Source organism: Streptomyces sp. NPDC058877, from assembly GCF_042742855.1.
In the GTDB taxonomy this organism is placed as follows: Bacteria; Actinomycetota; Actinomycetes; order Streptomycetales; family Streptomycetaceae; genus Streptomyces.
In genome coordinates this window covers 1-26,084 of the sequence record NZ_JBHYMF010000032.1, presented here as the reverse complement: position 1 = coordinate 26,084, position 26,084 = coordinate 1, and the positions used below count along the sequence as shown (strand labels likewise).

Below are 26,084 nucleotides of genomic sequence, written 5' to 3'. Positions count from 1 at the left end.
ACCTTCGACATCTTGGAGACCAGTCCTCATGCGCATCGCGGTCAGCGGAGGCCCCTACGGAAACCCGTACGCCCTTCAGGCGTTCGTCGACGATGCCCGAGCGCGCGGCTGTGAGCGCCTGTTCTGCCTGGGAGACTTGGGCGGATTCGGCGCCGACGTGAACGCACTGTGGCCGATCCTCGCCGACAACGGCGTCGAGTGCGTCGCCGGGAACTACGACGTGGCGATCGCACGCGGAGACACCGACTGCGGCTGCGGCTACCGCGACGCCAAGGACAACGAGTACGCCCAGCTGATCTACGACCACACCCTCGCCACCACCAGCCGCGACTTCGCCGCCTGGATGGGCACCCTGCCCACCGAGCGCCGGGAGACCATCGACGGCGTCGACGTGCACATGGTCCACGGCTCGACGCTGGCACTGAACGACTTCTGGTGGGAGTCACTCCCCGAGGAACAGCACCGCCTGCGCACCGAGGCATCGGGCGCCGAGGTGGTGCTGTGCACCCACAGCGGCCTGCCCTGGCAGCGCCAGGTCGCCGGCACCCTGGTGGTGAACGTCGGAGTGCTCGGCAAACCGGCCAACGACGGCCGCCGCGAGGCCTGGTACGCGATCCTCGACCTGGACGGCGGACGCCCGACCGCCGAGCTGGTCCCGCTCCCCTACGACTGGCAGGCGCAGGCCGCATCGATGCGCGCCGCCGGGCTCCCCGAGATCTTCACCGAGACCATCGAGACCGGCTGGTGGACGACCTGCCTGGAGATCCTCCCGCCGCGCGAACGCTCGCGCGGACGCTTCCACCTCTACCGCTCCACTCTGCCGAGCGGGTTCCGGCCTGCGGACTTGGGGTATCCCCTGCTCGAAGAGCTTGGGGAGGGCTGGGGCGAGGACGCGTCCGCGGTGGCCGTGGAAGGCGACCGTCCCGTCGTCCCCCTCTTCGGCACGGCGTTCTTCCCTTCGCGGCTCTGGGTCTACACCAACTTTCACTGCAACCTGGCCTGCGACTACTGCGCGGTCGCCTCGTCCCCGAAGGCGGCACCCCGCACCCTGTCCGCGACCGACTTCCACGCACGCGTCGACGAGGCCGTGGAGGCCGGGTTCACCGAGCTGTACGTCACCGGCGGTGAGCCCTTCCTCCACCCCGACATCGTCGACCTCCTCGACTACGCCACCACGCGACTGCCCACCGTCGTCATGACCAACGCGATGCTGCTGCGCGGCCGCCGCGCCGTCGGACTCAGCGCGCTCGCGGGGCGCAAGCTCACCGTCCAGACCTCCCTGGACGGCGCGACACCGGCCGCGCACGACACACACCGGGGCGCCGGTTCCTGGCAGCGCACCCTGGACGGCATCCGCCACCTCGTCGACCTCGGGCTGCCCCCGCGGGTCGCCCTCACCGAAACCCCGGACAACACCCGCGAGATCCCGGCGGTCGCCGAACTGCTGGCCGGACTCGGCCTGCCCGCCAGTCACTTCGCCGTACGGCCGCTGCTGCGCCGAGGATTCTCGCAGACCGGGGCGGAGATCGGCGAGGAGACCAGCATCCCGGAACTGACCGTCACGGCCGACGGCCTGCACTGGCACCCCGCCGGCGCCGACCTGGCCACCAGCCCCGATCTGTATCTCGCCCCCGCGGGCACCCCGCTCGCCGCGGGCAAGGAGCTGGTCACCGAGCGGTTCTTCACCGCCCGTCTGAACGACGGCAGCCTTCCCCGGCCCGTCCACTGCGCCGTCTGATCCGCCCCGTACGCGTACGGAAAGGGAGTCCACCACCATGCAGCAGCAACGACCACACGTCGCGATCCTCGGCGCCGGACCCGTCGGCCTGGACGCCGCCCTCGCCTGCGCCGACGCCGGATGGCCATTCACCGTCTACGAGGCGGCGGACACGGTCGCCGCCCATGTACGCGACTGGGGCCACGTGCGCCTGTTCACCCCCTGGGACCTGAACGTCTCGCGCCGGATGCGCGCCCATCTCCCGCACGCGCCCACAGGCGACGCGTGTCCCACGGGCAACGAGCTCATCGGCGAAGTGCTCGCCCCGGTCGCACAACTCCCGTCGCTGGGAGAGCGGATCCGCTACCGCACCCCCGTGGTCGCCGTCGCCCGCACCGGCCTTCTCAAACACGAACAGATCGGCACCGGCATTCGGGCAGAGGCCCCCTTCACGCTCCTCCTCGACACCCCCGACGGGGAGGAGACCGCCGAAGCGAGCCTGGTCCTGGACTGCACCGGCACCTACTCCCACCCCAACGCCCTCGGGCAGGGCGGCATCCCCGCCCCGGGCGAACGGGCTCTCCACCCCCGCATCACCCGCACCCTGCCCTCGACCGACGGCGAAGCTCCCGACCGCTGGGCGGGAACCGTTCTCCTGGTCGGCGCCGGGAAGTCCGCCCAGACCGCCGCGCGGGACCTCGCCGCGCTCCCCGGGACCCGCCTCGAATGGGTGGTACGCAGCCCCACGCCCGACTGGGGAGCCGTCCCCGACGACACTCTCCCCGGCCGCCAGGAACTCGTCTCCACCGCACGGGCCCTGGCGACGGGCGCGCACGATCGCGTCACCGTCCATACCGGCGCCCACGTCCAGTCCCTGTCCACCGCCACCGCAGGCCCCGACGGTGACCGCGTGCTCGTACGCCTCGCCACCGCCGACGGTCCTCGCGAGGTGCTCGCCGACCACGTCGTCTCACTCACCGGCTACACGGGCGACCACACCCTCTACCGTCAGCTCCAGGTCCACGAGTGTTACGCCACCGGCGCCCCCATGGACCTCTCCGCCGCCCTGCTCGGCGCAGCGGGCGGCGACTGCCTCACCCAGCCCGCCACCGGCATCGCCCAGCTCCGCAGCCCCGAGCCCGACTTCTTCATCCTGGGTGCAAAGTCCTACGGCCGCCTGAACACCTTCCTGCTGCGCACCGGCTACCAGCAGGTCGACGAGATCGCCACCGGATACGCCGGGGTGGAAGGCCCACGCCCGCCCAGCGGGTTTCCCTCACAGGCAGAGGACCCGAATCGCAGGAGCTTGCCATGACCAGCACCACCACCGTCGACCGGCCGGATCCCTACCGCATCGATCACCCCACGATCCGCACCGTCATGAGAGACATGCTCCTCCCCCGGACCGACCTGGGCCCAGGGGACCGCGTCCCGTCGTTCGACCTGCCCACCACCGACGGCGGCAGGTTCCGCAGCGCCGACCTGGCCACGGACGCCCGGCCGGTGCTGCTCGTCTTCGGGTCGCTGACCTGCCCGGTCACCGAAAGCTCGGCAGCCGGCATCCGTGACCTGCACTCCCGGTACGGTGACCGGATCCGGTTCGTCCTCGTCTACGTACGCGAAGCCCACCCCGGTGCGACGACCCCGCAACCGAGAGCGCTGGAGCAGAAGCAGCGCAACGCAACCGCGCTCCACGCCCGTCACGGCTTCCCGTTCGAGGTCGCCGTCGACGACATCGACGGAGCCCTGCACCGCGCGTTCGGTCCACGGCCGAACTCCGCGTACCTCATCGACCCGTCCGGCGTCATCGTGTTCCGCGCCCAGTGGGCCAACGTGACGGGTGCCCTTGGCGACGCCCTCGCCGCTGTCGCCGCGAAGAAGCCACCGCGCAGGGCCACCGCCGGACACACGGCCCGGGCCATGGCCGCGATGACCGGTCACGCCGACGCTGCTTTTGCCACCGCCGGAAAGGGAGCGCTGCGGGACACCTGGAAGGTCGCACCGCCCTTCGGCGCGGCGATCCTGCTGTCCCGACTGTTCAGCTTCCTGCCACGCGACCGCCGCGGCCTCCCCGCGATGGCGCTCATGGGACTGATGACGGCCGCGGCGCTCACGGGCGGCGTGACCCTGCTCCTCTGAACGCCGATACCCGAGATGAACCGGGCCAGGGGTACGGCCCCGGAAGAAGTCCTCGAACCGCTGCGCGATCATTGCCGATGCGTGGGCAGGCCATGGCATACCCGTTCGGTCAGGCCCTGAACCGCTGGCGGAGACAGCGACGTCGGTCACCGAGGTTCCTTCTGCAGCGGCCGACGGGGTACGAGCAGGTTGAAGGGCACTGATTTGACTCCGTCGGAAATCTTGGAAGACCGGCTGGTCCAGCGAGCGAACCGTCTCACGATGGGGCTCGTGAGCAAGCGGGCCACAAGATTCCCGACAGAGTCAAGCTCAGTGCGGTCTCCGCCCGTGAGACACCCGGCGCCGCTGCGGACGTGGTCTGCGACGGCGCCGGCACCGGTGTCACCGCCGTCGGGGTGGACGGCGGTGACACCTGCTGTTCATAGCTTCTGAGCGCGAAGTGCCTCCTGCCGGATTTCGCGCTCCGCGGCAGGGCCGGACCTCGCCAGGAGGCGACACCCGCCTGCGTCCCCGGGGCTTCGGTCTCGCTCCGGAGGTCAGGAAGCGGGGACCTCGTCGACGAAGGCCGTGCCGGCGCCGCGCAGGGCGGCGACCTTCGCGGCGACCTGGGCCGGGGTGAGGACCTGGTCCTTGACGTGGAGGACGTAGTCGACCTGCTGGTCGTAGGCGCGCGGGGTGGTGGAGGTCTGCCCGTTGAGGTCGATCAGCCACTGGTTGAAGTTGATGGACATGGGGCGCTCGGGCAGGTAGGCGGCGCCGTGGGTGCCGAAGAGGGCGCCGTCGATGTAGTAGGTGATCTTGCTGTTGTCGATGGTGACGACGAGGTCGTGCCAGCCCGCGTAACTGGTGCGGCTTTCGCTGTGCTGGTTGACCGCCTGCCAGGGGTCCGGGTTGTAGGTCTCCCAGGAGGTCGTGTAGAGGATGTTGGCGGGCTCTCCCCAGCCGCCGTTGGGCAGGTACTCGAAGTCGTACTCGGCGTAGTCGTCGGCCATCGGGGCCTTGAGGTCGTTGATGGTGAAGAAGGTCTGGACGATGTGGTCGCCGTCGGGGCCGTACTTCGGGGCGTCGGAGAACTTCACCCGGGCCGCGTAGGTGCCGTTCTTGAACTTGGTGGCCTTGGTGAGGACCTCGGTGTGGGTGGTGGTGGCTCCGGTGCCGGCGCTGGAGGTCTCCAGGTTCATCACGGTGTTGCCGCTCTGGGTGGCGAAGGTGACCTTCGAGGGGTCCCAGGTGGCGCCGGGGACGCCGGGGCCACCGGAGTTGGAGCGGACGCTCCAGCCGTGGGAGGCGAGGGCCGGGTCGGTGTGCGAGGTGTAGGAGAAGTCGTCGAAGAGGGTCTGGCCGCCGGTGGGCGGGTCGGTCGGGTCGGTCGGGTCCGTGGGCGGGTCGGTCGGCTCGTTGCCGGCGGGGGCGGTGCCCCACACGTTCGCGCCGGCAAGCTGCGCGGTGACCTTGGTCCAGTCGGCGTAGGCGGTCTGGGCCCCGGAGAAGGAGTAGTCGTCGCTCTGGTTCAGGGTCTGCCAGCTGGACTGGTAGAAGCGCAGCTGCATGTCGCCGGTGTCGGCGCCGGGGGCGAGGGAGCCGGCCCCGGGGGTGAAACCTATCTCCAGGTAGCGGTCGGCCGTCGCGGTGGGGTTGGCGAGTGTGCCGAAGGTGCCGGTGACGACCGAGCAGCCCTTGACGGCCCAGGAGCAGGCGAAGCGGTACGTGGCGGTCGGCGAGTCGGCCTTGAAGTAGTAGCGGATCTTGACCTGGCTCAGCGCCACGTCGGTGGTGCCGGTGTTGCGCACCTTGAGCCACGGCTCGCTCTGGTCGGCGGTGGCTCCGGTGGCGCTGGTGCGGTACTGGACGGCGACGCCGCCCTCGGAGGCGGAGGCGGTCGTGAGGGGGAAGGTCGCCAGGGCCGCGCTGCCGACGATCGCGGTCAGCGCGAGGGCCGCCCGGGTGGCGCGGCTGGTGCCGCGCCCGGGGGTACGAGTGCTCATGTGACGGTTTCCTTTCGTGCGCTCCCGCCGGCCGGCGGGAGGGATCGGGGGCGAGCGGGGATCGGGGGCGCTTCACGCGGGTGCGTGTGCCGTCTGGTCCCGGAGGGTGTCGTGCGGTACGCCGAGCGCGGTCAGCCGCGCGCGGTGCCCGTCGAGGCGGGTGCGGAAGTCCCGCCAGTCGTCGGCCGCGCTCCACGCCCGCTCGGCGAGGGCGCACAGGCGGGGGTAGGTGAGGTACTCGATGTGCTCGGGCGTCGGGACGAACTCGGTCCACAGCTGGCCCTGCGTGCCCAGGACCTTCCCGGCGAGGCCCGGCTCGTCCGCGGGCGGCAGCAGGTCGAGGCCGTACACGCTCCGCAGGTCGGTGACGTGACCCGGCTGGGCGGGCGGTTCGCAGGGTCCGGCGCCCCGGGCGTAGTCGAAGTAGGTGCGGCGGTGGTCGGCGTGGATGACGTCGTGGCCCCGGCGGGCCGCCGCCCAGGCGTGTTCGGGCGTGCGCCAGCTCATCACCGTGCAGGACAGGGGCAGGGTGGTGCCGTCCTCGGCCCAGGCGACCGGGCGGCGGCCCGCCCGTACGACGTGGTCGGCCATCCGGCCCATGAACCAGCCGTGCAGTTCGCGCGGGCCGGGCAGGCCCTCGCGGGCGGCGCGGGCGATCGCCGCCCGGCTGGACTCCCACTCCCCGGTGGGGACTTCGTCGCCGCCGATATGGACGTACGGGGAGGGGAAGAGGTCCATCACCTCGTCCAGGACGGTACGGAAGAAGTCCAGGACGTGGTCGTCGACGCCGAGCACGTTCGTGCAGACGCCCCAGTGGGTCCACACGTCGAGGTGCCGGTCCGGGAAGTTGCCCAGTTCGGGGTAGGCGGCCAGGGCGGACCGCACGTGCCCCGGCACGCCGACCTCCGGCACGACGGTCACCCCCCGCGCGGCGGCGTAGGAGACGAGGCCGGCGAGTTCCGCGCGGGTGTACGCGCCGCCGTGCGGGCGGCCGTCGAAGTGCTCGCTGCCCTCGGGACCCACCATCGACTGCGCCCGCCGGCCGCCGACCCCGGTGAGCCTCGGGTAGGCGTCCACCGGCATCCGCCAGCCCTGGTCGTCGGTGAGGTGGAGCTGGAGCACGTTCAGCTTGTGGAGGGCGAGGAGGTCGACGAAGCGACGGAGGTAGGACACCGGCTGGAAGTGCCGGGCGACGTCGAGGAGCATGCCGCGCCAGGGATGCGCGGGGGTGTCCGTGATCTCCACGCCGGGCAGCTCGATTCCGTACGGGGCGGTGCCGGGCTGTTCCGTGCCGTGCGGGTCGGCGCCCGTGCCCGTCGGGGCGGTGAGGGCCTCCGGGGGCAGGAGCTGGCGTACCGTCTGGACGCCGCGGAGGAGGCCGGTGGGCCGGGCGGCCCGCAGCAGCACGCCGTGGGCGGCGACGGTGAGGCCGTATCCCTCCTCCCCGAGACCGGTGAGCGCGGGGTCGAGGGCGAGGACGAAGGTGCCGTCCTCGGCGTGTTCCAGGGCGAGGCCGGTGGCGGGCCCCAGATAGCCGCGCAGGAGGTCGGCGGCCCGTTCGGCGCCGCTGGCGACGCGCAGGCGGGTGGTGGCGTCGATGCGGAAGCGGCCGGGGCGCGGGGAGAGTCGGCGGGGGCGGGGGACGAGGGTGAGGTCGGGGCGTGGGCGGGCGGGGTGGGGCAGGTCCACGGGGTTCTTCTCCGGTGTTCTGCGGGGCGCGGGGGATCTCTCCGAACCCCTGCGGGGCGCGGGGGTGACAGGGCGGGTCATGCCGGTCAGCCCTTGACGCCTCCGGCGGTGAGGCCCGAGGTCACGTGCCGCTGCAGGGCGAGGAAGACGACGAGCGCGGGCAGCGCGAAGAGGGTGGAGGCGGCCATGGTGGCGCCCCAGTCCGTGCCGAAGGTCGTCTGGAAGGAGGAGAGCCAGACCGGCAGGGTGCGGCTGTCCTGCTGCTTGATGATGAGGAAGTTGGCGTAGGTGAACTCGTTCCAGGCGGTGATGAAGCCGAAGAGCGAGGTCGCCATCAGGCCCGGGGCGAGCAGGGGGAACGCGATCCGGCGGAAGGCGCCCACGCGGGTGCAGCCGTCGACTTGGGCCGCCTCCTCCAGTTCCGGCGGGATGCCGGCGATGAAGCCGCGGAGCACGACCACCGTGAACGGCAGGGTGATCATGAAGTAGACGAGGGTGAGCGTCGGCAGCCGGTCGAGCATGTTCGTGTCGCGGGAGATGATGTAGATCGGGATGATCAGTGATTCCCACGGCGCCATCTGGGCGATGAAGACGGCCAGCATGAACTGGCGGCGGCCGCGCCAGCGCAGCCGGGCCACGGCGTACGCCGCGCCGAGTGCGACGACCAGGGCGAGGAGCACGGCGCCGAGGGTGACGAGGGCGCTGTTGCGCCAGAACAGGGCGAAGCCGTCGGCCTGGACCGCGGTGCGGAAGTGGTCGAAGGTCCATTCCTGCGGGACGAGGCGGGGCTCGTAGGACTGGATGTCACGGGACGGCTTGAGGGCGGTCGTGACCATCCAGTACACGGGGAAGAGGCAGATCGCGACGGTCAGGGCTGCGGCCGCGTGGAGCGGGAGCCGGCGGAGCGCGCGGCCCTGGGCGGGTCTGCGGGTCGTGGTCACAGGTGCTCGCCCTCCTGGCGGAACAGTTGGCGGAAGTAGAGGACGAGGACGCCGCTCATGAGCAGGACGGTGACCATGGAGGCGGCCGATCCGAGGTCGTAGCGCTGGTTGGCGAGGGCGGTCTGCACGGCGTACACGGGCAGGATGGTGGTCGCGTCGCCCGGTCCGCCGCGGGTCATGACCCAGATCTGGACGAAGGCCTTGAAGGTCCAGATCACCTCCAGGGAGAGCACGAGCATGAAGATCGGGCGCACCAGGGGGAAGGTGACGGAGCGGAAGATCGTCCATGCGCCGGCGCCGTCGAGGCGGGCGGATTCGTAGAGCTCCTCGGGGACGGTGGTGAGGGCCGAGTAGAGGGTGATGGCGGCGAACGGCACCGACTGCCAGACGATGAGGGCGACGAGGATCGTGAAGGCGGCGGGGCCGTTCGCGAACCAGGTGTAGCCCTCGAAGGAGTCGAAGCCGAGATCGGTGAGGGTTTCGTTGACGATGCCGAACTCGGAGTGGAACAGCCACTGGAAGACGGTGGTGGCGGCCACGGCCGGCACCGCCCACACCAGGACCAGGGAGCTGAGGACCACGGCCCGGCCGATCCGGCCGAGCCGTTCGGTCATCAGGGCGACCAGCGTCGCGAGGATCATGATGGCGACGACGTTGACGGCCATGAACAGGAACGTGCGGCGGACGACCTCCCAGAACCTCGGGTCGGACAGAAGGGTCTGGTAGTTGCGCAGTCCGACGAACTCGGCGTCGCCCCTGATCAGTTCGCGCAGCCGGAAGTCCTGGAAGGAGATGAGCAGGGCCCGGCCGAACGGGTAGAGCAGGAGGTAGAGCATGCCCAGGACCGCCGGTGCGACCAGCAGGTAGGGGCCGGGGGTGAGGCGGCGGCCGCGGGGCGGCCGCCGGGAGGACTTGTCGGACATCGGTCAGGAACCGCTGTTCAGGGTGATGGTGATGGACCGGGACGCCTTCGCTGCCTCGGCCCGGGCGTCGCGGCCGGTGAGGACGGCCGTCATGTAGTCCTTGATGGGGTTCTTGGCCTCGACCGCGGCCCACTGGGGAGTGTTGGGGGTGGCGTGTCCGTTGGCGGCGCCGACCGCCATGACGGCGGCGCCGGGGTCGGAGGCGACGGCGGTGGCCAGGTTGGTCTTGTTGGGGACGTAGCTCATCGCGAGGGCGAGCTTCGTCTGCCACGTCTCGCCGGTGAGTTCCTTGAGGAAGGTGTACGCCTCGTCCTGGTGCCGGGCGACGGCGGGCACGACCAGATCGGAGCCGCCGGTGAAGACGGCGCCGGGGGTGTCGGCGGTCTTGCCGGGGACGGGGAAGAAGCCCAGCTTGCCCTTGAGGGCGGGGTTCTTCTGCGCGATGACGTTGGCACCGCCGGGGGTGGCGATGACCTGGGCGACCTGCCCCTTGGCGACGACCTCGGCCTGGAGGGGGCGGGACTCGTCGGAGTCCTTGGGGCCCTTGCCGAGTGCCTGGAGCTGCCGGTAGAAGTCCATGGCTCTCATGGCCCCGGGGCTGTCCAGTCCGCCCTTCCAGCCGCCGCCTTCCCAGAGGGCGAGGTCGCCGCCCTCGTCCCAGATGAAGCCGGCGAGGGCGAACCAGTTCTGGCCAGGCAGGTAGATGCCCTGGACGCCGTTCGTGTTGAGCTTCCGGGTGGCGGCGAGCCACTGGTCACGTGTCTTGATCTTCGTGGCGTCGATGCCGGCCTGCTGGAAGAGGTCGGTGCGGTAGATGACGACCCGGTTGGCGGCGTAGTAGGGGATGCCGTACTGCTTGCCCTCCCAGACTCCGGGCTCGGCGAGGCCGTCCAGCCAGAAGTCGCCGCCGAGCTCGGCGGTCCTGTCGGTGAAGTCGGTCAGTCCGCCGCTCTGGGCGTACTGGGCGACCTGGGTGTTGCCGACCTCGATGACGTCGGGGGCGTCGTTGCTGGCCAGGGCGGCGGTGACCTTCTCGCCGATGCCCTCCCACTCCTGGATCTGGATCCTGACGTCAATCTCCGGGTGGGCCTTCTCGAAGCCGGCCTCGAACTCCTCCTGGAAGGCGTCCGAGACGCTGTCGCGCATCAGCCAGACATCGAGAGTGGTCGGCCCGCCGGCGTTCTGCCCGTCGCCGGGCGAGGAACAGGCGACGAGGCCGGTGCTCAGCAGCATGGCGCCGAGCAGGACGAGGGGGCGGTGCTTCACGGTTCACCTCTGAGGAGCCTGGAAACGGAGGGAAACCCCGAGCTGACCACTTACTTGCCAGGGGTTTACCAGTTGGTGCGAGATGAAGGTGGCATAGACCAATGCCGCCGTCAATCCCCATGACAAAGATGCTTTCTAGTCAAAGTGCGGCCGGAAAAGCTCAGGCAGCCTCAGACTCACCCAGTCGCCACGACATGACCAGCAGACCAGTTATGGTTGACCAGAGAACCTTCCGACGACGACGAACGAGAGCACCGTATGGAGATCGACGCGGCAGCCTCCGGAGCGATGCTCAAACGCGAGCGGGTCCGTGACGCGATCCTCGAACTCATCGAGGCGCGGCGCCCCGGCGATGCCATCCCGTCCGAACGCGCCCTCTGCTCCGAGCTCTCCGTCTCGCGCCCCACGCTGCGGGCCGCGGTCGACGAGCTGGTCATCGCGGGGCTGCTGGTCCGCGAGCACGGCCGGGGCATGTTCGTGGCCGCGCAGAAGATCACCCAGGAGCTCATCTCCGACAAGACCGCCTTCAGCCTTCCGCAGGCCGGGGGGGTATGGACCAGCCGGCTCCTGGAGTTCAGCACCCTTCCGGCCGGCGCCCGCGTCAGCCGCAAGCTCCGCATCTCCCCCGCCGCCGAGATCCTCTACGTCGCCCGCCTGCGCCTGGTGGACGGCTCCCCCATGGCCATCGAGCACCTCCACATCCGGGCCGACCTCGCCCCCGACCTGACCAGTGACGAACTGGAGCAGGGCGACCTCTACGAGCACCTGCGCGACCGACACGGCGTCCAGGTCAGCGAGGCGGTCCAGTCCATCGAGCCCACCGTCGTCACCCGCGCCGAAGCCGATCTGCTCGACGTGCCCGAGCTGTCTCCTGCGCTCCTCTTCGAGCGGCTCACCACGGACGCCCACGGCCGTGCGGTGGAGTACGTCCACTCGCTCTACCGCGGCGACCGCTACCGCATCGTCTCGCGCCTCGCCCTCAGCGCCCGCGACAAGCAGCCCACGGCGAAGGAAGGACACCACCCGGGCATCCCCCCGGGCGACTTCACCGGCGGCGACCCGGTCACGTTCTCCACACAGGGCGTCGTCCAGCAGGGCAGCTGAGAGGCGCGCCGGGAGCGGAACCGGGGCGCCCGCCGCACGGCACGCACGTGAATCCTCCCCCCTCGTAAATCGAGAGGGCTTCTTACTCGTCTAGCTCATTGGCCTGCCTCTTCCCGCCAGATGGCGCGGGGGGGGGCGGGGGCGGTTACGACGCGATGGCCGGCGCGCTCGCCCGCATCTTCGACGAGCGGCCGGACACCACGGGGCTCGTCGTACAGAACGAGCACGCGATCGAACCGCTGCTCGCTCTGCTGCGCCAACGAGGCCGCCGTGCCCGAGGACATGTCAGTGGCCGCGGTCTACCCGGACCAGCTGGCCGTCCACGCCTCGGTGCGGCTGGCGTCGGTCGCCATCCCCGCACAGGAGATGGGGCGGCAGGCGGTCGAGCTCTTGATCGCCACACTCGACGGCCGCACCACGGACGAAGCCATGCTCATCACACCCAAGCTGACGGTACGTACGAGTACCGGGCCGACACCCTCCCCAGACGCCTGACCCCGACAACCCTTCAAGCGACGCGGAAGCGATGGAGGCCGACCGGTGACAGGCATGAGGGCGGCACGACAGTGGCGGGCTCGTGTCCGCGCCGTCGGCCGCGGGCCCCGGACACGGGACCGTCTGCGCGGCTCTGGCGGACCGGGCTTTTCCTGCGCTGCCGTCATGACTCCGCACCACCACCGTGACGCTGATGGACGGGCCGGTGGGCGGGGCGACCGGCACGGGAATCACGATCGGGCTGGCCGGTGGCTCGGCCCGGCCCACCAGCTCGCCGATCGCCCTGGACGCGTTCTCGGCGGCCTGACGCCCGATCCGCTCATCCGGTCCTCCCTCCTGGCGCCGGGCCGGCGGCCCGGGGAGTCGGAAGGGGGTTCGAGGAGAGCTGCTCGACCCGCGTGCAGTAAGGCAGTCCGTACAGCGGCTCATCGGCCAAGAAGCGGGTCACCAGGTCGATGATCTCCGTCGGCCGTTCCAGGAAGAGCATGTGGTCGCTCTCTGCGACTTCCGCGAACCACCCTTTGCCGCACGCCACAGCCATGCGACGACACTGCGCCGGGGTGGTGAAGGCGTCATGCTCCCCTGTCACGGTCAAGGTCGGGGCCTGCACCCGCACGCTCGTGTCGAGCTCCGCGTGATGCAGCAGGCGCAACGTGTTGGAGCTCACCTGAACGGCCTCGGCGTCGGTGAGGGCGGTCAGGCGACGCAGAAGGAACCGACGGACCCGCGAGCCGTTGGTGATCCCGTCGAGGCGCTCCGGATTCATCAGGATGTCGACCGCGGCACGGGCGTACTCGTCCATCCTGCCGGCGTCCAGGAAGGCCAGTGCACGCTCCATGGCCTCACGGGAATGCTCGGGAATGGCCGCCATGGTGCCGACCAGGACCATCCGTCTGACCCGGTGGGGATGGCGCTGGGCGATGCGGTAGGCGATGGCGCTTCCGTAAGAGCCACCCACCACATTGACCTGCCGCAGACCGCTCTCATCGAGTATGTGGCAGACGGCGTCCGCCAGCACGTCCACGCTCTGCCCTGCGGGCAGGGGGTCGGCCATGCCCCAGCCGGGCGGGTCGACGGTAAGGACGTCCATGTTCCTCAGGAGCAGCTTCTCGCAGCGCCCCCACGTCTCCTTGTTCTGAAAGGCGCCGCCGATGAGCAGCAGCGGGCGCAGTCGGGGAGAGGCCGCCCGCACCAGTCGCGACTCACAGCGCAACCCGTCCCAGCGGTGCTGGCGTACCAGTACCGGACGCTGTATCGGCAAGGACCCGACCGGATCGTGCGGTGAGGAGAGATGCATTGCGGGGTTCCCATCAGGTGAGTGAAGAAAGCGCCGGGAAGCAGCGATATGCCAAGTCGTCGCCCGGACGGTCACACATCTGCCCGACCCTTCCCATCGGCACCATTTGTCCCGCCCTCGGAACTCAACGAGCTTCGACATCGAAGGGCACGCAGACCGCTGCGAACGGGAGCGGCTTTCATAGGGGCGCCCGGTCCCACGTGCCCTTACGCTTCCCGTGCCCCGTCGCCGCCCCGCAGCAGCCGAACCGGAAGGCTGCCGCTATCTCCTGGGGCCGATCCGGGTCCTTCCACATGAGCACGGTGTCGATGCTTTGGCCGGTGAGCTTGTTCCGCTTTGACGGGCACCTTTGGTGTGTTGGTCAGGCTGCCAAGGCAGTCCCGTATTCGGCGGGGCTGCGGTAGCCTAGGCTGCTGTGGAGGCGGTGCAAGTTCTACCAGCTCTCGATCCACTCGAATATCGCGGTGTGGGCAGCGGCCCGACTGGGCCAGGGCTGACTGTCGCCGAGCTCGTTCTTGAGAGTGGAGAAGAACGATTCGGCGAGGGCGTTGTCCCAGCACTGACCAGTGCGTCCGCCCGACAGCCTGATGCCGAAATCCGTTGCCAGGGTGGCATGTTCGCGACTTGTGTATTGACCAGGTTCAACCAGTGGATGCAGCACCGGGCCGATCGGGCGGCGGGTGCGGAAGGCGGTCGTGAGGGCGTCGGCGACGAGTTCGGTCCGCAGGTGGTCGGCGGTGGCCCAGCCGACGACGCGGCGGGAGGCGATGTCGATGACGGTGGCCAGGTAGAGCCAGCCCTCGTCGGTGGCGATGGAGGTGGGTCTGGTGCAGGTTCGGGTGACATCCTTCTCCCGACAGTCCTCCGCGAGCTTGACGTGGCGCAGTCCAGTCGAGTGTCCGACGACACCTTCCTGCCCTCGGGAGCTGGGGCGTTCCCGGGATCGCGTCATCCTGGCCCAGATGTCGTCGCTCGCTGGAGTTGACCGGGGACAGGTTCGAGATCCAGTACTGCACCGGTTCGCGCTCGCCCTCGGGTCACCGGGCGATCAGCTAGGACAACCCGATCGTGCTGTCGGCGGCCGGTTTCGGGCGACGGCCCGAGAGCCGGACGCGCTGGCAGTGTTCTCGGAGCCGACTCTCTACCGGGCCCGTGCGATCCGGTCGCACCCGAGACCGGGGCGGCCTGGCATGCATGACAGCCACGTCGCACCCCACCCCGTCGGCAGCAGGTTCTGCCGGGCGGACGTCACCGACATCACCCGGCGGCGAGCAGGGCCGGCGCAGCACTCTTCGCGCCGGGGGACGAGGGTGTGGTTCGTGTTCATGCCCGGTGTCCTTGGGGCCGCCGGTGTCTTGCGAGTCGTGCGGCGTCGGCCTGCTCGGGCCGGACGTTCGTCAGGGGCGGGGCGGTGCCTTCGCTCTCGCCGAACCGTTGTTCGTTGCCGGCGGTGTGGGGTGGCCCCGCTGGAATCCGCCGCGTTCTCCGCCGATGAGATGCGGACGCTGTCCCCTGCGGGCAGAGTGGGAAGGACCTGTTCGTACCGAGGTGACCCCCTGTGGTCCCGCGTGCTGGAGACCGGGACGAAGTGATGCGAGGATTGTCGTGACGTCGGAGTGATCGATGTTCCGCAGACGACCTGCCGACAACAGCGAGGACCTTCTGGTCCGGCTCGGGTCGCTGACCGCCAGGGCGCGGGAGTTGGCCGAGACGCAGCGTTCCCGTGTCGAGCTCGCCGTGGCCCTGCAGCGCGGCATGCTGCCCTCGGACCTGCCCAGTTTCCCGGGCGCCCGGCTGGCCGTCCGCTATGAGCCCGCCAATCACGGGCTCAACGTCGGCGGTGACTGGTACGACGCCTTCTCCCTGCCCGACGGGCAGATCGGCATGTCCATCGGTGACGTGCAGGGACACAACATCGAGGCCGCCGCCTTCATGGGACAGGTCCGCGTGGCACTGCGCGCGCTGGCCTCCGTCACCGGAGACCCGGGAGAGCTGCTCGGTCGTACCAACGACCTGCTCATCTCTCTGGGCGCCGACCTCTTCGCCACCTGCACCTTCCTGCGGCTCGATCCCGCTGCCGGCACCCTGGAGTGCGCCCGGGCCGGTCACATCCCCCACATCTGGGCCACCACCGACGGCCGCTCCGGCATCGACGACAGCGAGGGCGGGCCTCCTCTCGGTGTGCTGCCCGGCGTCGACTACCCGGCCACGCGCCACCGGATCACCGCCGGCGGTGTCTTCGTCCTCCTGACCGACGGGGTGGTGGAGGGGCCCTCGCTCCACATCGACGAGGGTCTGGACCGGGTGACGAGGCTCGCCGGGATCACCGCCGTCGCCGGACTGGACGTCGACGGGCTCGCCACCGCCGTCATGAAGCTGGCGGCCACGGTGGGGCACGAGGACGACGCGGCCGTCCTGGTCGTCGGCCATGACGCCGGTCCGGCCCGGCCTGCGGCCAAGGAATGAGGGGAGGGGGCTCGCCTCGGGCCGGGTCGGCCCTCGGGCCCGCCCGGACGGCGGCGCCCGACACGCAGGGGTCTTGCCCGGTCGTGGCGGCCCGGCCGGTGTCTGATGGCTGACGTGTTGGATATTCGGCAGTTCCGGTCCTCTACGAGGGCGGCTCTGATGTCGCTGGCCGTCGCGGTTTGCTACTACGCGGCCGGACGACTCGGCCTGATGGGAAGCCTTGTCGTCGAAGGCGTGGTGGTCACCCCCATCTGGCCTCCCACCGGCGTCGCCGTCGCCGCCCTGCTGTTGCTCGGCGCGCGGGTCTGGCCCGGGATCGCCCTCGGCTCCTTCCTCGTCATCGCCTCCCTCACCACCCCGGGACCCACCACAGCGGTCACCGTGGTCAGCAACACCGTCGCGCCGCTCTGCGCCTTCTTGCTGCTGAGACGGGCCGGCTTCCGGCGCGACATGGCGCGGCTGCGGGACGGACTCTCCCTGGTCTTCCTCGGCGGGTTCGGCGCCATGATGATCAGCGCGACCGCGGGGGTCGGACTGCAGGTGGCGAAGGGCTCCCTGGACAAGAGCGAGTTCTGGCCCGTCTGGCTGGCCTGGTGGGTGGGCGACACGATGGGGGTGCTGCTCGTCGCCCCGCTCATGCTCGTCCTCGCGGGGCCGGCCGGACGGCTCCGGGTACGACGTTGGAAGGAGGCGGCCTTTCTGGGGCTGACGACCCTGATCCTCATGCCCATGGTCGTACTCAGCCCGATGAGCATGCTCTTCCTCGTCTTCCCCCTGCTGATCTGGGCAGCGCTCCGCTTCCAGCTCGCCGGAAGCATGCTGTGCGCGCTCTTCGCCTCCGTGCTCGCCACCTTCGAGGCGACCTCCGGACGGGGCGCGTTCCTCCACCTCACGGACGTCGAGATCATGGTCAAGCTCCAGGCGTTCAACGGTTCCGCTGCCCTGACCGCCCTGCTTCTCGCCTCCGTCATCACCGAGCAGCGTGCGACCCGCCGGTCGGTGCGCCGCGCCTGCCAGGAACTGGCGGAGGTCCTGGAGCACCTCGCGGCGGGCGAGCCCTCACCGGATCCGCCCGGCACCGCCGAGAGACGAGCAGCCCCACCCGGCGGGCACCGGAATCCCTGATCCCCGCGCCGGTGCCGGCGCAGGGATCAGGAACCGTACAACGACTGCAGGGCATGGGAACTGTCCGGCGCTAACAAGCCGGTGCGTGATGGCGTTGGAGATGCACGGTCCTGAGCTGGCGGCCTGTTCCGTGAGCGTCCGGCGGGACACGTCGAACTGGGCCGTGGCCTGGACCTGACCCGCGTCCCAGGCGGCAGCCGCCCGTTGTCGGCCGGCCTCCCAGGCGGCAGCGAGGGCGAACACCCCCGTCAGCGCTCCGCCGCCGATCGCGGCCCCGCAGCGACGAGCACCGTCAGCACGGCGTCGTTCACGTCGGACGCCCAGCCTCCCACCCCGCTCGCACATCCTGCATCTACCTGCTCCTCCGCAAGGCCGACGGTCGCGTAGGTCCCTCTTCTGCCCAGCCGGACCCGCGGGAACCTCCGCCGCCGCCCGGAATCCGGTACGACTCGAGCTCACACTTCGACTCCCATGACCCGTACTGGTCCCATGCAAGTGGGCCCGCAAAGCACCGATTCCGGGTCTCCGTCGTGGGACTACTGGTCCCCGCGCGAGCGGGGGTGCAGGGATCACAACTCGCGGTTCATCTTGTGCACAGGGGGGCTGGGCTCAGCATCCATCGTCCTTCGATGCGAACTACTGGAGCCGGAAGCGGGGGTGCGCGAGGAACCACTTGTGCACCACGGGTGCTTTGTGGGCGGAGAGGAAGCCCCCATGTTTCGTCAAGCCGCAGAAGGGGCCTGGTTGGCGGCTCGGGGCTGGATGTGCCGGTAGAACTCGCGGGCGCCGTACCGCTTCGGACACCGGATGATCTCGCGCTTGGGCATGCCCTCGGCGGTGCGTCGCTCCAGATACTTCTGGGTGCGTTCGTCCCGGCGTATGCGGGTCTGCACGATGCGGTAGAGGGCGGCGTTGGCCTGGCGGTTGCCTCCGCGGTTCAAGCACCGGCGTTGTGTCTTGCCGGAGGACTGCTCGACCGGGCTGACGCCGCACAACGCGGCGAAGGACGCTTCGTCGACGAGTCGGTCGGGGTTGTCACCTGCGGCGATGAGGAGGACCGCGGCGCTGTCGGGCCCGACACCGACGCGGTGAAGGCACAGATGCGGCACGCCCTGGACGCACTGGAGGCCAAGCTCCCCAAAGCCGCAGCCCACTTGGACACCGCCCAGCACGACCTGCTCGCCTTCACCGCCTTCCCGCGCGAGACCTGGAAGCACATCGGGTCGAACAACCCCCAGGAGCGGCTGAACAGGGAACTCGCCGCCGCACTGACGTCGTCGGCATCCTCCCCGACCGCACCGCCGCCATCCGGCTGGTCGGCGCGGTCCTGGCCGAGCAGAACGACGAATGGACCGAAGCCCGCCGCTACATGGGCCGCGAACTCCTCACCAAGGCCCGCCTCCACCCGATCGAGCCAGAAACCGATGAACCCACCATCCCGACCGAACTCGCCGCATAGTCTCGAAGACGAGATCACCCAGTGGCCGTCGATACACCACTCCAGCGGACGTGACCGGTGCTCCATGGAGTTCCGGAGCGCTCAGCAGCCGCGCCCTGGACCGACCTGCGCCCCCTGCGGAGCACATCTGGCATGAGGCGGGGAGGGTCGTTCGGTTACATGAGTGCAACGGGCATCGTCCGGCCTGCTGTTCCTTCAGCGAGTTCTGTGACGGCAGGCCCTTCATCGGATGCGCGGAGGAGAGGTGATCACTCGGGCTCGACCCGCCAGTACTCACCGCGGTGATGACCGGCGCGATAGGCGAAAGGGCAACGCCTTCCAAGGCTTCGGTGTCGGCTCCTGACCTGGGCTTTCGCCCGTCAGGCGCCGTCGGCTCGACCCGCTCGACACGGGTGTCAAATCTTTCTGTTCCTCCCGGTTCGTCCAACCCCTCTCCGACGGTCGAGGTACGCGTCAGCTGACCCGAAGACCGACCGCCAGCGTCAGCTCGAGAACCCGCTGTGGCGATGCGAGATCCGGAAACAGCTCCCGCAGCTGCGACATCCGGTACCGGACGGTCTGGGGATGGACGAACAACGCCGCCGCCACCTCGTCCCGCCTGCCCTGGTGCAGCAGCCACTCCCGCAACGTCTCCTCCAGCCGCCGTCCGGTCGCGACAGGCAAGGTCCGCAACGGTGCGAGGGCTCGGGCACGCAGGTCTGCGAGCACGTCCACGTCGGCGCTCAGCACCAGCTCGGGCAGGTGGTCCTCGGTGTCGCGGATATCGGAGGAGAGCAAGCGGGCACGTGCGGCTCGTGCGTACGAGGCGGACGCTCGAGTCCACGGCCGGGCCGGGCCGACCACGGCGGTGCGGTCGGTCAGCTGCCGCAAGAGATGTGACCGGTCGGCATCGGGGACGAGCAGCACACCGGTGCCGTCCGGCAGATCGTCGAGAACGAGGGTGCTCGGGTCGAGCGCGCGGTAGGCAGGCCGAGCCTGGGCGGCGGGCAGCAGGACCGCGGTCAGCGAAACCGGAGGCTGCCACCCTGCCCGTTGAGCAGAGGCCAGCAGCACGTCCGGGCTCGCGTCGGCAAGGAGGTCGCGGGCCAGGTGTTCCAGGTGGCGCTCGTGGACCCTGCCCCGGGCGGCCAGTTCGTCGGCGTGGCCCGCGGCGCTCGCGGCGGAGAGCTCGTCGATGTAGGCGAAGGTCAGCTCGGCGAACTTGGCGACCTCGGCGGCGGGCAGACCTGCGGGTACGGCACCGGCTGCCAGGCATCGCCAGGCCACGCGGGCGCCGACGCGGTAGGCGCTGAGCAGGGCGTCCATCGAACGGCCGTCGCGGACCTCGCCGCGGCCCAGCTCGTAGGCCGCGTCACCGCCGTCGCCGCCCGTGGCGTTCCCGCTCGCGAGGTCCAGGTAGTGCCCGAGGGCGGTTCGGACGGCGCGGCGGATGGTGGCGCCCATGTGGCCCGAAAGGGCGTTGGCGTAGGGAGGGACCTCGTCGATGATCGCCTGGACGACCTCGTCGGCGGTGGCCTTCAGCGCGGCCCGAAGTACGGTGACCGTCGTCTCATCCAGGGCCAGCTCGCTGGCCCTTCGGGTTACATGGCTCACGTCTTTGTTCCCTGCGAACAATTCTGCCGATCAGATTCACGTCCTACGGTCAAGACCTTACGCCCTGAGGCGCATCAAGCTGGGGGCATGACGAGTGCAGCCCTCCGCAGTGGGGCGTGGAAACTGCTGGAGATGGTCACGACGCCGCTGCTGCCGTCGGACTACCTCGACCTGGTCAGCCCGCTGCGTGCGGGCGCTGACCTGCGCGGGCGCATCGAGGCCGTGCACCCCGAGACGGCTGACGCCGCGACTATCGTGATCAGGCCGGGAAGGGGCTGGCGCGGCCATACGGCCGGTCAGTACGTGCGGATCGGGGTCGACGTCGACGGGAGGCGCCTGTGGCGTGCCTACTCCATCACCTCGCCGACGAACCGCCAGGACGGCCGCGTCACGATCACCGTGAAGGCGATCCCGGACGGCAAGGTCAGCAACCACCTGGTCCGCAGAGCGACACCGGGCACGCTGGTCCAGCTCGACCAGCCGACCGGTGACTTCGTACTGCCGCAGGCCAAACCCGCCAAGGTGCTCTACCTGACGGCCGGCAGTGGCATCACGCCCGTGATGGGCATGCTGCGCGACATCGACTTCGACGACGTCGTCATGGTCCACTGCGCGCCACAGCAGCAAGACGTGATCTTCCGCAACGAGCTGCACGAACTGGTCGCGGCCAAGAAGCTGCGGCTCACCGAGGTGCACACCGACACGGATGGCAGGCTCGACATCGCCCGCCTCGACGAACTCGTGCCCGACTGGGCCGAGCGCGAGACCTGGGCCTGCGGGCCCGCGGGCCTGCTCGACGCCGCCGAGGATTTCTGGAGCGGCCACGGCGTCGGAGAGCGCCTGCACACCGAACGCTTCCGCCCCCGCATCGTCGTGGCCGGCGACGACGGCGGCGAGGTCACGTTCAGCGCCACCGGCAAGACCGTCGACGCGGACGGCGCCACGCCGTTGCTGGACGTCGGCGAGGAGGCCGGCGTGCTCATGCCGTCTGGGTGCCGCATGGGCATCTGCTTCGGCTGCGTCACGCCGCTCAAGGCGGGCGCCGTCCGCGACCTGCGCACCGGCGAGATCACCGAGGCCGAGCCGGGCGTCCTCATCCAGACCTGTGTGTCCGCCGCGGCGGGCCCCTGCGACATCGAACGGTAGAAGCACCTTGACCGCCATCGACCCCACCACCCACCTGACCGCGGAGCAGATCGAGGAGCTCGGCCGCGAGCTGGACGCGATCCGCGACGAGGTGATCGCCGACCGTGGCGAGAAGGACGCCGCCTACATCCGTAAGGTCATCTCGGCGCAGCGCAAGCTCGAGCTGGTCAGCAGGGGCGTGCTGCTGTTCTCGTTCTTCCCGCCCGCGTGGCTGCTCGGCACCGCCGGGCTGTCCGTGGCGAAGATCATGGACAACATGGAGATCGGCCACAACATCCTGCACGGCCAGTGGGACTGGATGCGCGACCCGAAGATCCACTCCACCACCTGGGAATGGGATCACGTCTCGCCGGCCGACCAGTGGAAGCACTCACACAACGAGCTGCACCACACGTACACCAACGTGATCGGCAAGGACAACGACCTCGGCTACGGCATCATGCGCGTCGACGAGGACCAGAAGTGGCACCCGTTCCACCTCGGCCAGCCGCTGTGGAACTTCGTCAACGCCTGCTTCTTCGAGTACGGCATCGCAGCGTACGACCTGGAGCTCGGCAAGAACCTGCACAAGAGCCGCCGCAACAACCCGGAGTTCCGCGCGCGGGCCAAGGCCGTGGGCCGCAAGATCCGCAAGCAGGTGCTCAAGGACTACGTGATCCACCCGCTGCTGTCGGGCCCGTCGTTCCTCACCACGCTCGCCGCCACGTTCACCGCGAACCTGATCCGCAACATCTGGTCCCACTCGGTGATCATGTGCGGGCACTTTCCCGAGGGCGTACAGGTCTTCGAGCGCCGGTCGATCAAGGGCGAGACGCGCGGCCAGTGGTACCTGCGCCAGATGATGGGCTCGGCAAACATCAGCGGCAGCAGGGCCATGCACTTCATGACCGGCAACCTGTCGCACCAGATCGAGCACCACCTGTTCCCGGACCTGCCGAGCAACCGGTACGCCGAGGTCGCGGTGAAGGTGCGCGCGCTGTTCGAAAAGTACGAGCTGGAGTACGTCACCGGGCCGCTGCCCAAGCAGGTGTTCTCCGCGTGGCACAAGGTCTTCCGGCTCTCGCTGCCGAACAAGAAGCCCAAGGCCAAGAAGCCGGACCGCGAGCAAGAGCTCGTCGCCGCCTGATTCCCGATATCGGTTCAGACCTTTCACCCGTACGCCGGCCGTTCTCACTCTGCACGCCGACCTGCCCACCGGACCTCGGAAGGACCTGGCACCCCCGCGCAACCCGCGTGAGATTCAGGCACGGGATGTGGCGGCCCGACAGGTGGGCGTGCTGGACTGTCCGATCCCTGCCGCCCGGGCCGGAACGTATCAAGATCCGGACCATTTCCGGCCCAGCCCCTGTCAGAAGGCCGCACCAACTATCGTTTTTCCTGGTCAGCATGGGTGCAGGTGCTGTACCAGCAGCGGACGAAGAACCTCCTCGTGTCGTACTCGCCGAAGAAGCTCGGCTTCTTCCAGGGTCACGAGAAGAGGCGCCACCGGTGGTGGTCGTACCCGGCGCCGAGCTGCTGGACGTCGATCGGGGCGATGTACGGCGTCGCGGTAGGTGGCGCCGGCCCGCTGGATGGTGACGTTGTCACCGGCCTGCAGGGGGAACTTGCCGTCGAAGCCACCCTCGAAGTCCCCGCAACCGTAGGTGTCCTCGTGCTCTCCGAGGTCATCGACGATGACGGTGTTGGAGTGGACGCCCGGGCGGTCGATGCACGGGCCGTGATCGTACTTGCTCTGGAGCGCGGGTTCCGCCGAGCCGAGCTCGTAGCCGAGCTTCTCGGTGCTGGACCTGCCGGTGCTCTGCGAGCCCATCCGGTTCACGTTGACGGACGGGGCGCAGAACAGGTGCCTCGGGAGCGTCTTGATGATGCCGAGCGGCATCGTCGCCTCGGAGTACGACTCCACGCCGTTCCAGATCATCTGTGGGACTTCCGCCCAGCCGAGGTTCTTCTCCGGTTAGTTCCAGTTGCCGGGCTTGCGGACGTCGTCGTAGCTGTAGCGCAGGAACGGCTGCCGATCCGCGGGGTACTCGGGGTTGATCGGGTTGTTGAAGCAACCCGGGCCGACGGTCCCGTCGGTGTAGACGACGGAGTTGTAGCCCCACAGCGCCGTGTACCAGTTGGGCCTTCACCACGTATGGGCGCAACGCAGCTGATGCCCTGTCCGATTGCTCAACTTGCCAAATGAAGCGCTCAGCCACAGCGGGCTGTTGACGTCTTGGTGCAGGTAAACGGTCAGTAGTCGAGGTCGAGGTCGTTGAGGGTGACGTCGGAGAGTCCTGTGGCGCGGCCTCCGCCGTCTTGGAAGTAGATCTCCTTGAATCCTTCGGCGATGATGCCGCGCATCTGCTGGTCGCTGGCGCCTGTGCTGCGGGCGTCGAAGAGGCGTTGTGCGTACTGCGGGGGAGGCGCACGGCGAGGCGGCGGAAGCGTCCGTCGTCGGTCGCGCCCACGAGCACGGTGACGTCCGGGATCCGGTTGGTGTGGTCCCCCTCGTTGTCGTACCGGCCGAAGACCTTGGCCGGGATTCCGTTGGCCCGGGTGAGGGCGGCGCGGAGACAGCTGCGACCGACACGGCCGAAACCGTTGACGCCGACGCGTACGGTCATGGTGGTGGGCTCCTTCGCGGTCGGGGGCGCGGGAGCCCGGCCGGCCCTCGGCAGGCGCGTACCGTGGACGCAGGACACGGTTGGGTCATCGGGAAACGGAGGTGACATGGGCGGCGGGAACGCGGCGAAACTGTCACGTGCGGTATACGAAGAGGAACTGCTGCGCCTGCAAGCCGAGCTGGTGAAGCTCCAGGAGTGGGTACGAGCGAAGGGCGCGCGACTGGTCGTGGTCTTCGAGGGCCGGGACGCAGCGGGCAAGGGCGGCACCATCCAGCGGGTCACCCAGCATCTGAACCCGCGCGTGGCGCGGATCGCGGCGCTGCCCAAACCGACGGAGCGCGAGCGCACACAGTGGTACTTCCAGCGGTACGTCGAGCACCTGCCGGCCGCCGGGGAGATCGTGCTGTTCGACCGTTCCTGGTACAACCGGGCCGGTGTGGAGCATGTCATGGGTTTCTGCACCAAGGAGGAGCACCGGCTCTTCCTGCGCCAGTGCCCCGTCTTCGAGCGGATGCTCGTCGAGGACGGGATCTTGCTGCGCAAGTACTGGTTCTCCGTCAGCGACACCGAGCAGCAGGAGCGGTTCCGGCGTCGGCTGGAGGACCCTCTGAGGCGCTGGAAGCTGTCGCCCATGGACCTGGAGTCGATCACCCGCTGGGAGGCGTACTCACGGGCCAAGGACGACATGATGGTGCACACCGACATCACCGAGGCGCCCTGGTACGTCGTGGAGAGCGACGACAAGCGGCGGGCCCGCCTGAACATGATCGCCCATCTGCTGGACTCCGTCCCCTACCACGACGTGCCGCCGCCCGTGCTGGAACTGCCCCAGCGCCCGCCGTCGACCGGCTACCAGCGCCCGCCGCGCGACCTGCAGACCTACGTCCCCGACCACACGGCGAGCCTGTAGGCCGAGCACGGTCCTCACGACTGCTGCGGTACGACGGCGACCGGGCAGGTCGAGTGGTGCAGCACGGCGTGGGCGACCCGGCCGAGCTGGAGGCCGAAGCGGTGGCCGTCACGGCGCCGGGCTCCGACGACGAGCAGCCCGGCATCGGCCGAAGTGTCGAGCAGGACCCCACGGGCGTGGCCCTCGGCGGTGCGCAGGTGCGTCTCGACGTCGTCCGGGACGCCGCGCAGGGCGATTGCGAGTTCCTCCGCGGCCCGTCGCTCGTGCAGCTGCGGGGCTGTTCCCTGCACAAGCACGCGCGACAGTTCGGCGGAGAACTCGCCGGCCGGCACGGGGGGATCCACCCTGTCACGTGCAGGGCAGCGCCAGGCGCGTACGGCCTCCAGCGGCACGCCGTGCAGGCGCGCCTCCTCGACGGCGAACCGCACCGCCGCGGTACCGGCCGGCTGTTCGCCGATGCCGAGGACGATGCGTCGCGCACCGGGGCGGACCCGGTGTTCGTGACCGCCGCGCAGCACGATCACCGGGCAGTGGGCATGGCCGGCCACCGTCACGCTGACGGAGCCGAGGAGCGCCTCGATCAGGCCGCTCCGGCCACGGGAGCCCAGGACCACCGCGGAGGCGGTACGGCTCTCCCGCACCAGTGCGTACTCGGGCTCCTCGGCCTGCACGTCGGTGGTGACCTTCACACCGGTCCGGCGGCCGTGCGCACGGCGCTCGGCCGCCTCGACGATGTCCTGCGCCAGCACCTCTTCCGAGGGCTTGTCGAGGTCACCGGCGAGTGACGCGCCTTCGTAGCGTCCCCACAAGGAGGCGTACACCAGCCGCAGCTCCGCCCCGCGCAGGGCGGCCTCGTCGACGGCCCAGTCGACGGCCCGCATGCTCGGCTCGGACCCGTCGACGCCGACGACCAGGGGCGCTTCCACCGTCCTCACCGTCCCTCGCTCAGGTGGAGCACGGTCCAACTCCTGGTGCAGACGGACGGTACGACGCCCATGGGCTGCCTCGCGGTGACGAGCGGACGGGGCTGAGGAACGGCGCTGACGTGGTGGACCGGGCCGGAGCCGGGACGTGTCTCGATGACCGGGGGCGGGGCGGAGGCGGCGACGACCGCTGGCTTCATGGTCTGTCCTACCTTCTTGATGTGGGTCTGAGCTGGTCATTCGTAAGATCGGCGGGCCCAGGGGTTCCGGGTATGGCTGTCATGGAGTCGCCGCTGGATG

The 26,084-nt window shown here is 69.8% G+C and carries 21 protein-coding genes and 3 pseudogenes; 11 read left to right on the top strand and 13 right to left on the bottom strand.

The features are described 5' to 3' along the window. The first annotated feature begins 28 nt into the window (after window positions 1-28). From ACFW2Y_RS10625 to ACFW2Y_RS10615, 3 genes are read left to right on the top strand one after another with little or no spacing between them, the layout of a single operon-like run. Window positions 29-1,738, top strand: coding sequence for a radical SAM protein (locus ACFW2Y_RS10625; protein WP_384876303.1), 1,710 nt, complete (start codon window positions 29-31; stop codon window positions 1,736-1,738). Between the two features lie 37 nt (window positions 1,739-1,775). Next, entirely contained in the window at window positions 1,776-3,032 is a 1,257-nt protein-coding gene (locus ACFW2Y_RS10620; protein ID WP_384876301.1) for a hypothetical protein, read from the top strand. After that, window positions 3,029-3,856 carry a redoxin domain-containing protein gene (locus ACFW2Y_RS10615; RefSeq protein ID WP_384876299.1) on the top strand — a complete coding sequence of 276 codons (828 nt, stop codon included), beginning with the start codon at window positions 3,029-3,031 and terminating at the stop codon, window positions 3,854-3,856. Before ACFW2Y_RS10620 ends, ACFW2Y_RS10615 begins: the two co-directional genes overlap by 4 nt. Before the next feature lie 536 nt (window positions 3,857-4,392). On the opposite strand, the gene ACFW2Y_RS10610 is transcribed toward ACFW2Y_RS10615, so the two are convergent. The 5 genes from ACFW2Y_RS10610 to ACFW2Y_RS10590 all read right to left on the bottom strand — a co-directional run bounded on the left by ACFW2Y_RS10610 (window position 4,393) and on the right by ACFW2Y_RS10590 (window position 10,660). After that, window positions 4,393-5,841, bottom strand: a complete 1,449-nt coding sequence (locus ACFW2Y_RS10610) for a cellulose binding domain-containing protein (RefSeq protein WP_384876297.1) — start codon at window positions 5,839-5,841, stop codon at window positions 4,393-4,395. A gap of 72 nt (window positions 5,842-5,913) precedes the next feature. Next, window positions 5,914-7,530, bottom strand: coding sequence for a beta-N-acetylhexosaminidase (locus tag ACFW2Y_RS10605; protein WP_384876295.1), 1,617 nt, complete (start codon window positions 7,528-7,530; stop codon window positions 5,914-5,916). A gap of 86 nt (window positions 7,531-7,616) precedes the next feature. Further along, entirely contained in the window at window positions 7,617-8,471 is an 855-nt protein-coding gene (locus ACFW2Y_RS10600) for a carbohydrate ABC transporter permease (protein ID WP_384876293.1), read from the bottom strand. Next, window positions 8,468-9,394 (bottom strand): carbohydrate ABC transporter permease, encoded by a 927-nt coding sequence (locus tag ACFW2Y_RS10595; protein WP_384876291.1) that lies wholly within the window; start codon window positions 9,392-9,394, stop codon window positions 8,468-8,470. The genes ACFW2Y_RS10600 and ACFW2Y_RS10595 overlap by 4 nt, the downstream gene beginning before the upstream one ends. A 3-nt stretch (window positions 9,395-9,397) precedes the next feature. Next, window positions 9,398-10,660, bottom strand: a complete 1,263-nt coding sequence (locus tag ACFW2Y_RS10590) for an extracellular solute-binding protein (RefSeq protein ID WP_384876289.1) — start codon at window positions 10,658-10,660, stop codon at window positions 9,398-9,400. 258 nt (window positions 10,661-10,918) lie between these two features. On the opposite strand from ACFW2Y_RS10590, the gene ACFW2Y_RS10585 reads away from it, so the two are divergent. Together ACFW2Y_RS10585 and ACFW2Y_RS10580 are read left to right on the top strand one after the other, a co-directional pair. Further along, window positions 10,919-11,764: a GntR family transcriptional regulator gene (locus ACFW2Y_RS10585; protein WP_384876287.1), complete on the top strand. Its 846-nt coding sequence runs from the start codon at window positions 10,919-10,921 to the stop codon at window positions 11,762-11,764. 140 nt (window positions 11,765-11,904) lie between these two features. Continuing rightward, window positions 11,905-12,259: pseudogene (locus tag ACFW2Y_RS10580) on the top strand (substrate-binding domain-containing protein); the annotation flags it as partial. Window positions 12,260-12,578: 319 nt separating this feature from the next. Here the strand turns inward: ACFW2Y_RS10580 and ACFW2Y_RS10575 are convergent. Beyond that, window positions 12,579-13,520, bottom strand: coding sequence for an alpha/beta fold hydrolase (locus ACFW2Y_RS10575; protein WP_384876285.1), 942 nt, complete (start codon window positions 13,518-13,520; stop codon window positions 12,579-12,581). A 469-nt stretch (window positions 13,521-13,989) separates the two neighbouring features. Further along, window positions 13,990-14,508 (bottom strand): DDE-type integrase/transposase/recombinase, encoded by a 519-nt coding sequence (locus ACFW2Y_RS10570; RefSeq protein ID WP_384876283.1) that lies wholly within the window; start codon window positions 14,506-14,508, stop codon window positions 13,990-13,992. A gap of 671 nt (window positions 14,509-15,179) precedes the next feature. On the opposite strand from ACFW2Y_RS10570, the gene ACFW2Y_RS10565 reads away from it, so the two are divergent. Then, window positions 15,180-16,022 carry a PP2C family protein-serine/threonine phosphatase gene (locus tag ACFW2Y_RS10565; protein ID WP_384876281.1) on the top strand — a complete coding sequence of 281 codons (843 nt, stop codon included), beginning with the start codon at window positions 15,180-15,182 and terminating at the stop codon, window positions 16,020-16,022. Window positions 16,023-16,127: 105 nt separating this feature from the next. Then, window positions 16,128-17,147: an MASE1 domain-containing protein gene (locus ACFW2Y_RS10560; protein ID WP_384876279.1), complete on the top strand. Its 1,020-nt coding sequence runs from the start codon at window positions 16,128-16,130 to the stop codon at window positions 17,145-17,147. A gap of 722 nt (window positions 17,148-17,869) precedes the next feature. On the opposite strand, the gene ACFW2Y_RS10555 is transcribed toward ACFW2Y_RS10560, so the two are convergent. Beyond that, window positions 17,870-18,256 (bottom strand): transposase, encoded by a 387-nt coding sequence (locus ACFW2Y_RS10555; protein WP_384876277.1) that lies wholly within the window; start codon window positions 18,254-18,256, stop codon window positions 17,870-17,872. On the opposite strand from ACFW2Y_RS10555, the pseudogene ACFW2Y_RS10550 reads away from it, so the two are divergent. After that, window positions 18,221-18,606, top strand: a pseudogene (locus ACFW2Y_RS10550) (transposase); the annotation flags it as partial. The gene ACFW2Y_RS10555 and the pseudogene ACFW2Y_RS10550 sit on opposite strands and share 36 nt — an antisense overlap. 453 nt (window positions 18,607-19,059) lie before the next feature. Here ACFW2Y_RS10550 and ACFW2Y_RS10545 read toward each other — a convergent pair. After that, window positions 19,060-20,199, bottom strand: a complete 1,140-nt coding sequence (locus tag ACFW2Y_RS10545; RefSeq protein WP_384876275.1) for a helix-turn-helix domain-containing protein — start codon at window positions 20,197-20,199, stop codon at window positions 19,060-19,062. A gap of 87 nt (window positions 20,200-20,286) precedes the next feature. Here ACFW2Y_RS10545 and ACFW2Y_RS10540 point away from each other — a divergent pair, with 87 nt between their 5' ends. Together ACFW2Y_RS10540 and ACFW2Y_RS10535 are read left to right on the top strand one after the other, a co-directional pair. Further along, on the top strand, window positions 20,287-21,345 hold the full coding sequence (locus tag ACFW2Y_RS10540; protein WP_384876274.1) for a ferredoxin reductase: 1,059 nt from the start codon (window positions 20,287-20,289) through the stop codon (window positions 21,343-21,345). Between the two features lie 7 nt (window positions 21,346-21,352). After that, window positions 21,353-22,471, top strand: coding sequence for a fatty acid desaturase family protein (locus ACFW2Y_RS10535; protein ID WP_384876272.1), 1,119 nt, complete (start codon window positions 21,353-21,355; stop codon window positions 22,469-22,471). Between the two features lie 255 nt (window positions 22,472-22,726). Here ACFW2Y_RS10535 and ACFW2Y_RS10530 read toward each other — a convergent pair whose 3' ends face one another. After that, window positions 22,727-23,263, bottom strand: a complete 537-nt coding sequence (locus ACFW2Y_RS10530) for a hypothetical protein (protein WP_384876270.1) — start codon at window positions 23,261-23,263, stop codon at window positions 22,727-22,729. A 314-nt stretch (window positions 23,264-23,577) separates the two neighbouring features. Next, window positions 23,578-23,804, bottom strand: a pseudogene (gene tpg, locus ACFW2Y_RS10525) (telomere-protecting terminal protein Tpg); the annotation flags it as partial. 253 nt (window positions 23,805-24,057) lie between these two features. Between tpg and ppk2 the strand changes: the two are divergent. Beyond that, the gene (ppk2, locus tag ACFW2Y_RS10520) at window positions 24,058-24,861 is read left to right on the top strand and encodes a polyphosphate kinase 2 (protein ID WP_384876268.1); all 804 of its coding nucleotides are present in this window, start codon (window positions 24,058-24,060) and stop codon (window positions 24,859-24,861) included. Window positions 24,862-24,875: 14 nt separating this feature from the next. Here ppk2 and ACFW2Y_RS10515 read toward each other — a convergent pair whose 3' ends face one another. Both ACFW2Y_RS10515 and ACFW2Y_RS10510 read right to left on the bottom strand, forming a co-directional pair. Then, window positions 24,876-25,787: a universal stress protein gene (locus ACFW2Y_RS10515; RefSeq protein ID WP_384876266.1), complete on the bottom strand. Its 912-nt coding sequence runs from the start codon at window positions 25,785-25,787 to the stop codon at window positions 24,876-24,878. 5 nt (window positions 25,788-25,792) lie between these two features. Further along, on the bottom strand, window positions 25,793-25,984 hold the full coding sequence (locus tag ACFW2Y_RS10510) for a hypothetical protein (RefSeq protein WP_384876264.1): 192 nt from the start codon (window positions 25,982-25,984) through the stop codon (window positions 25,793-25,795). Window positions 25,985-26,084: the final 100 nt, after the last annotated feature.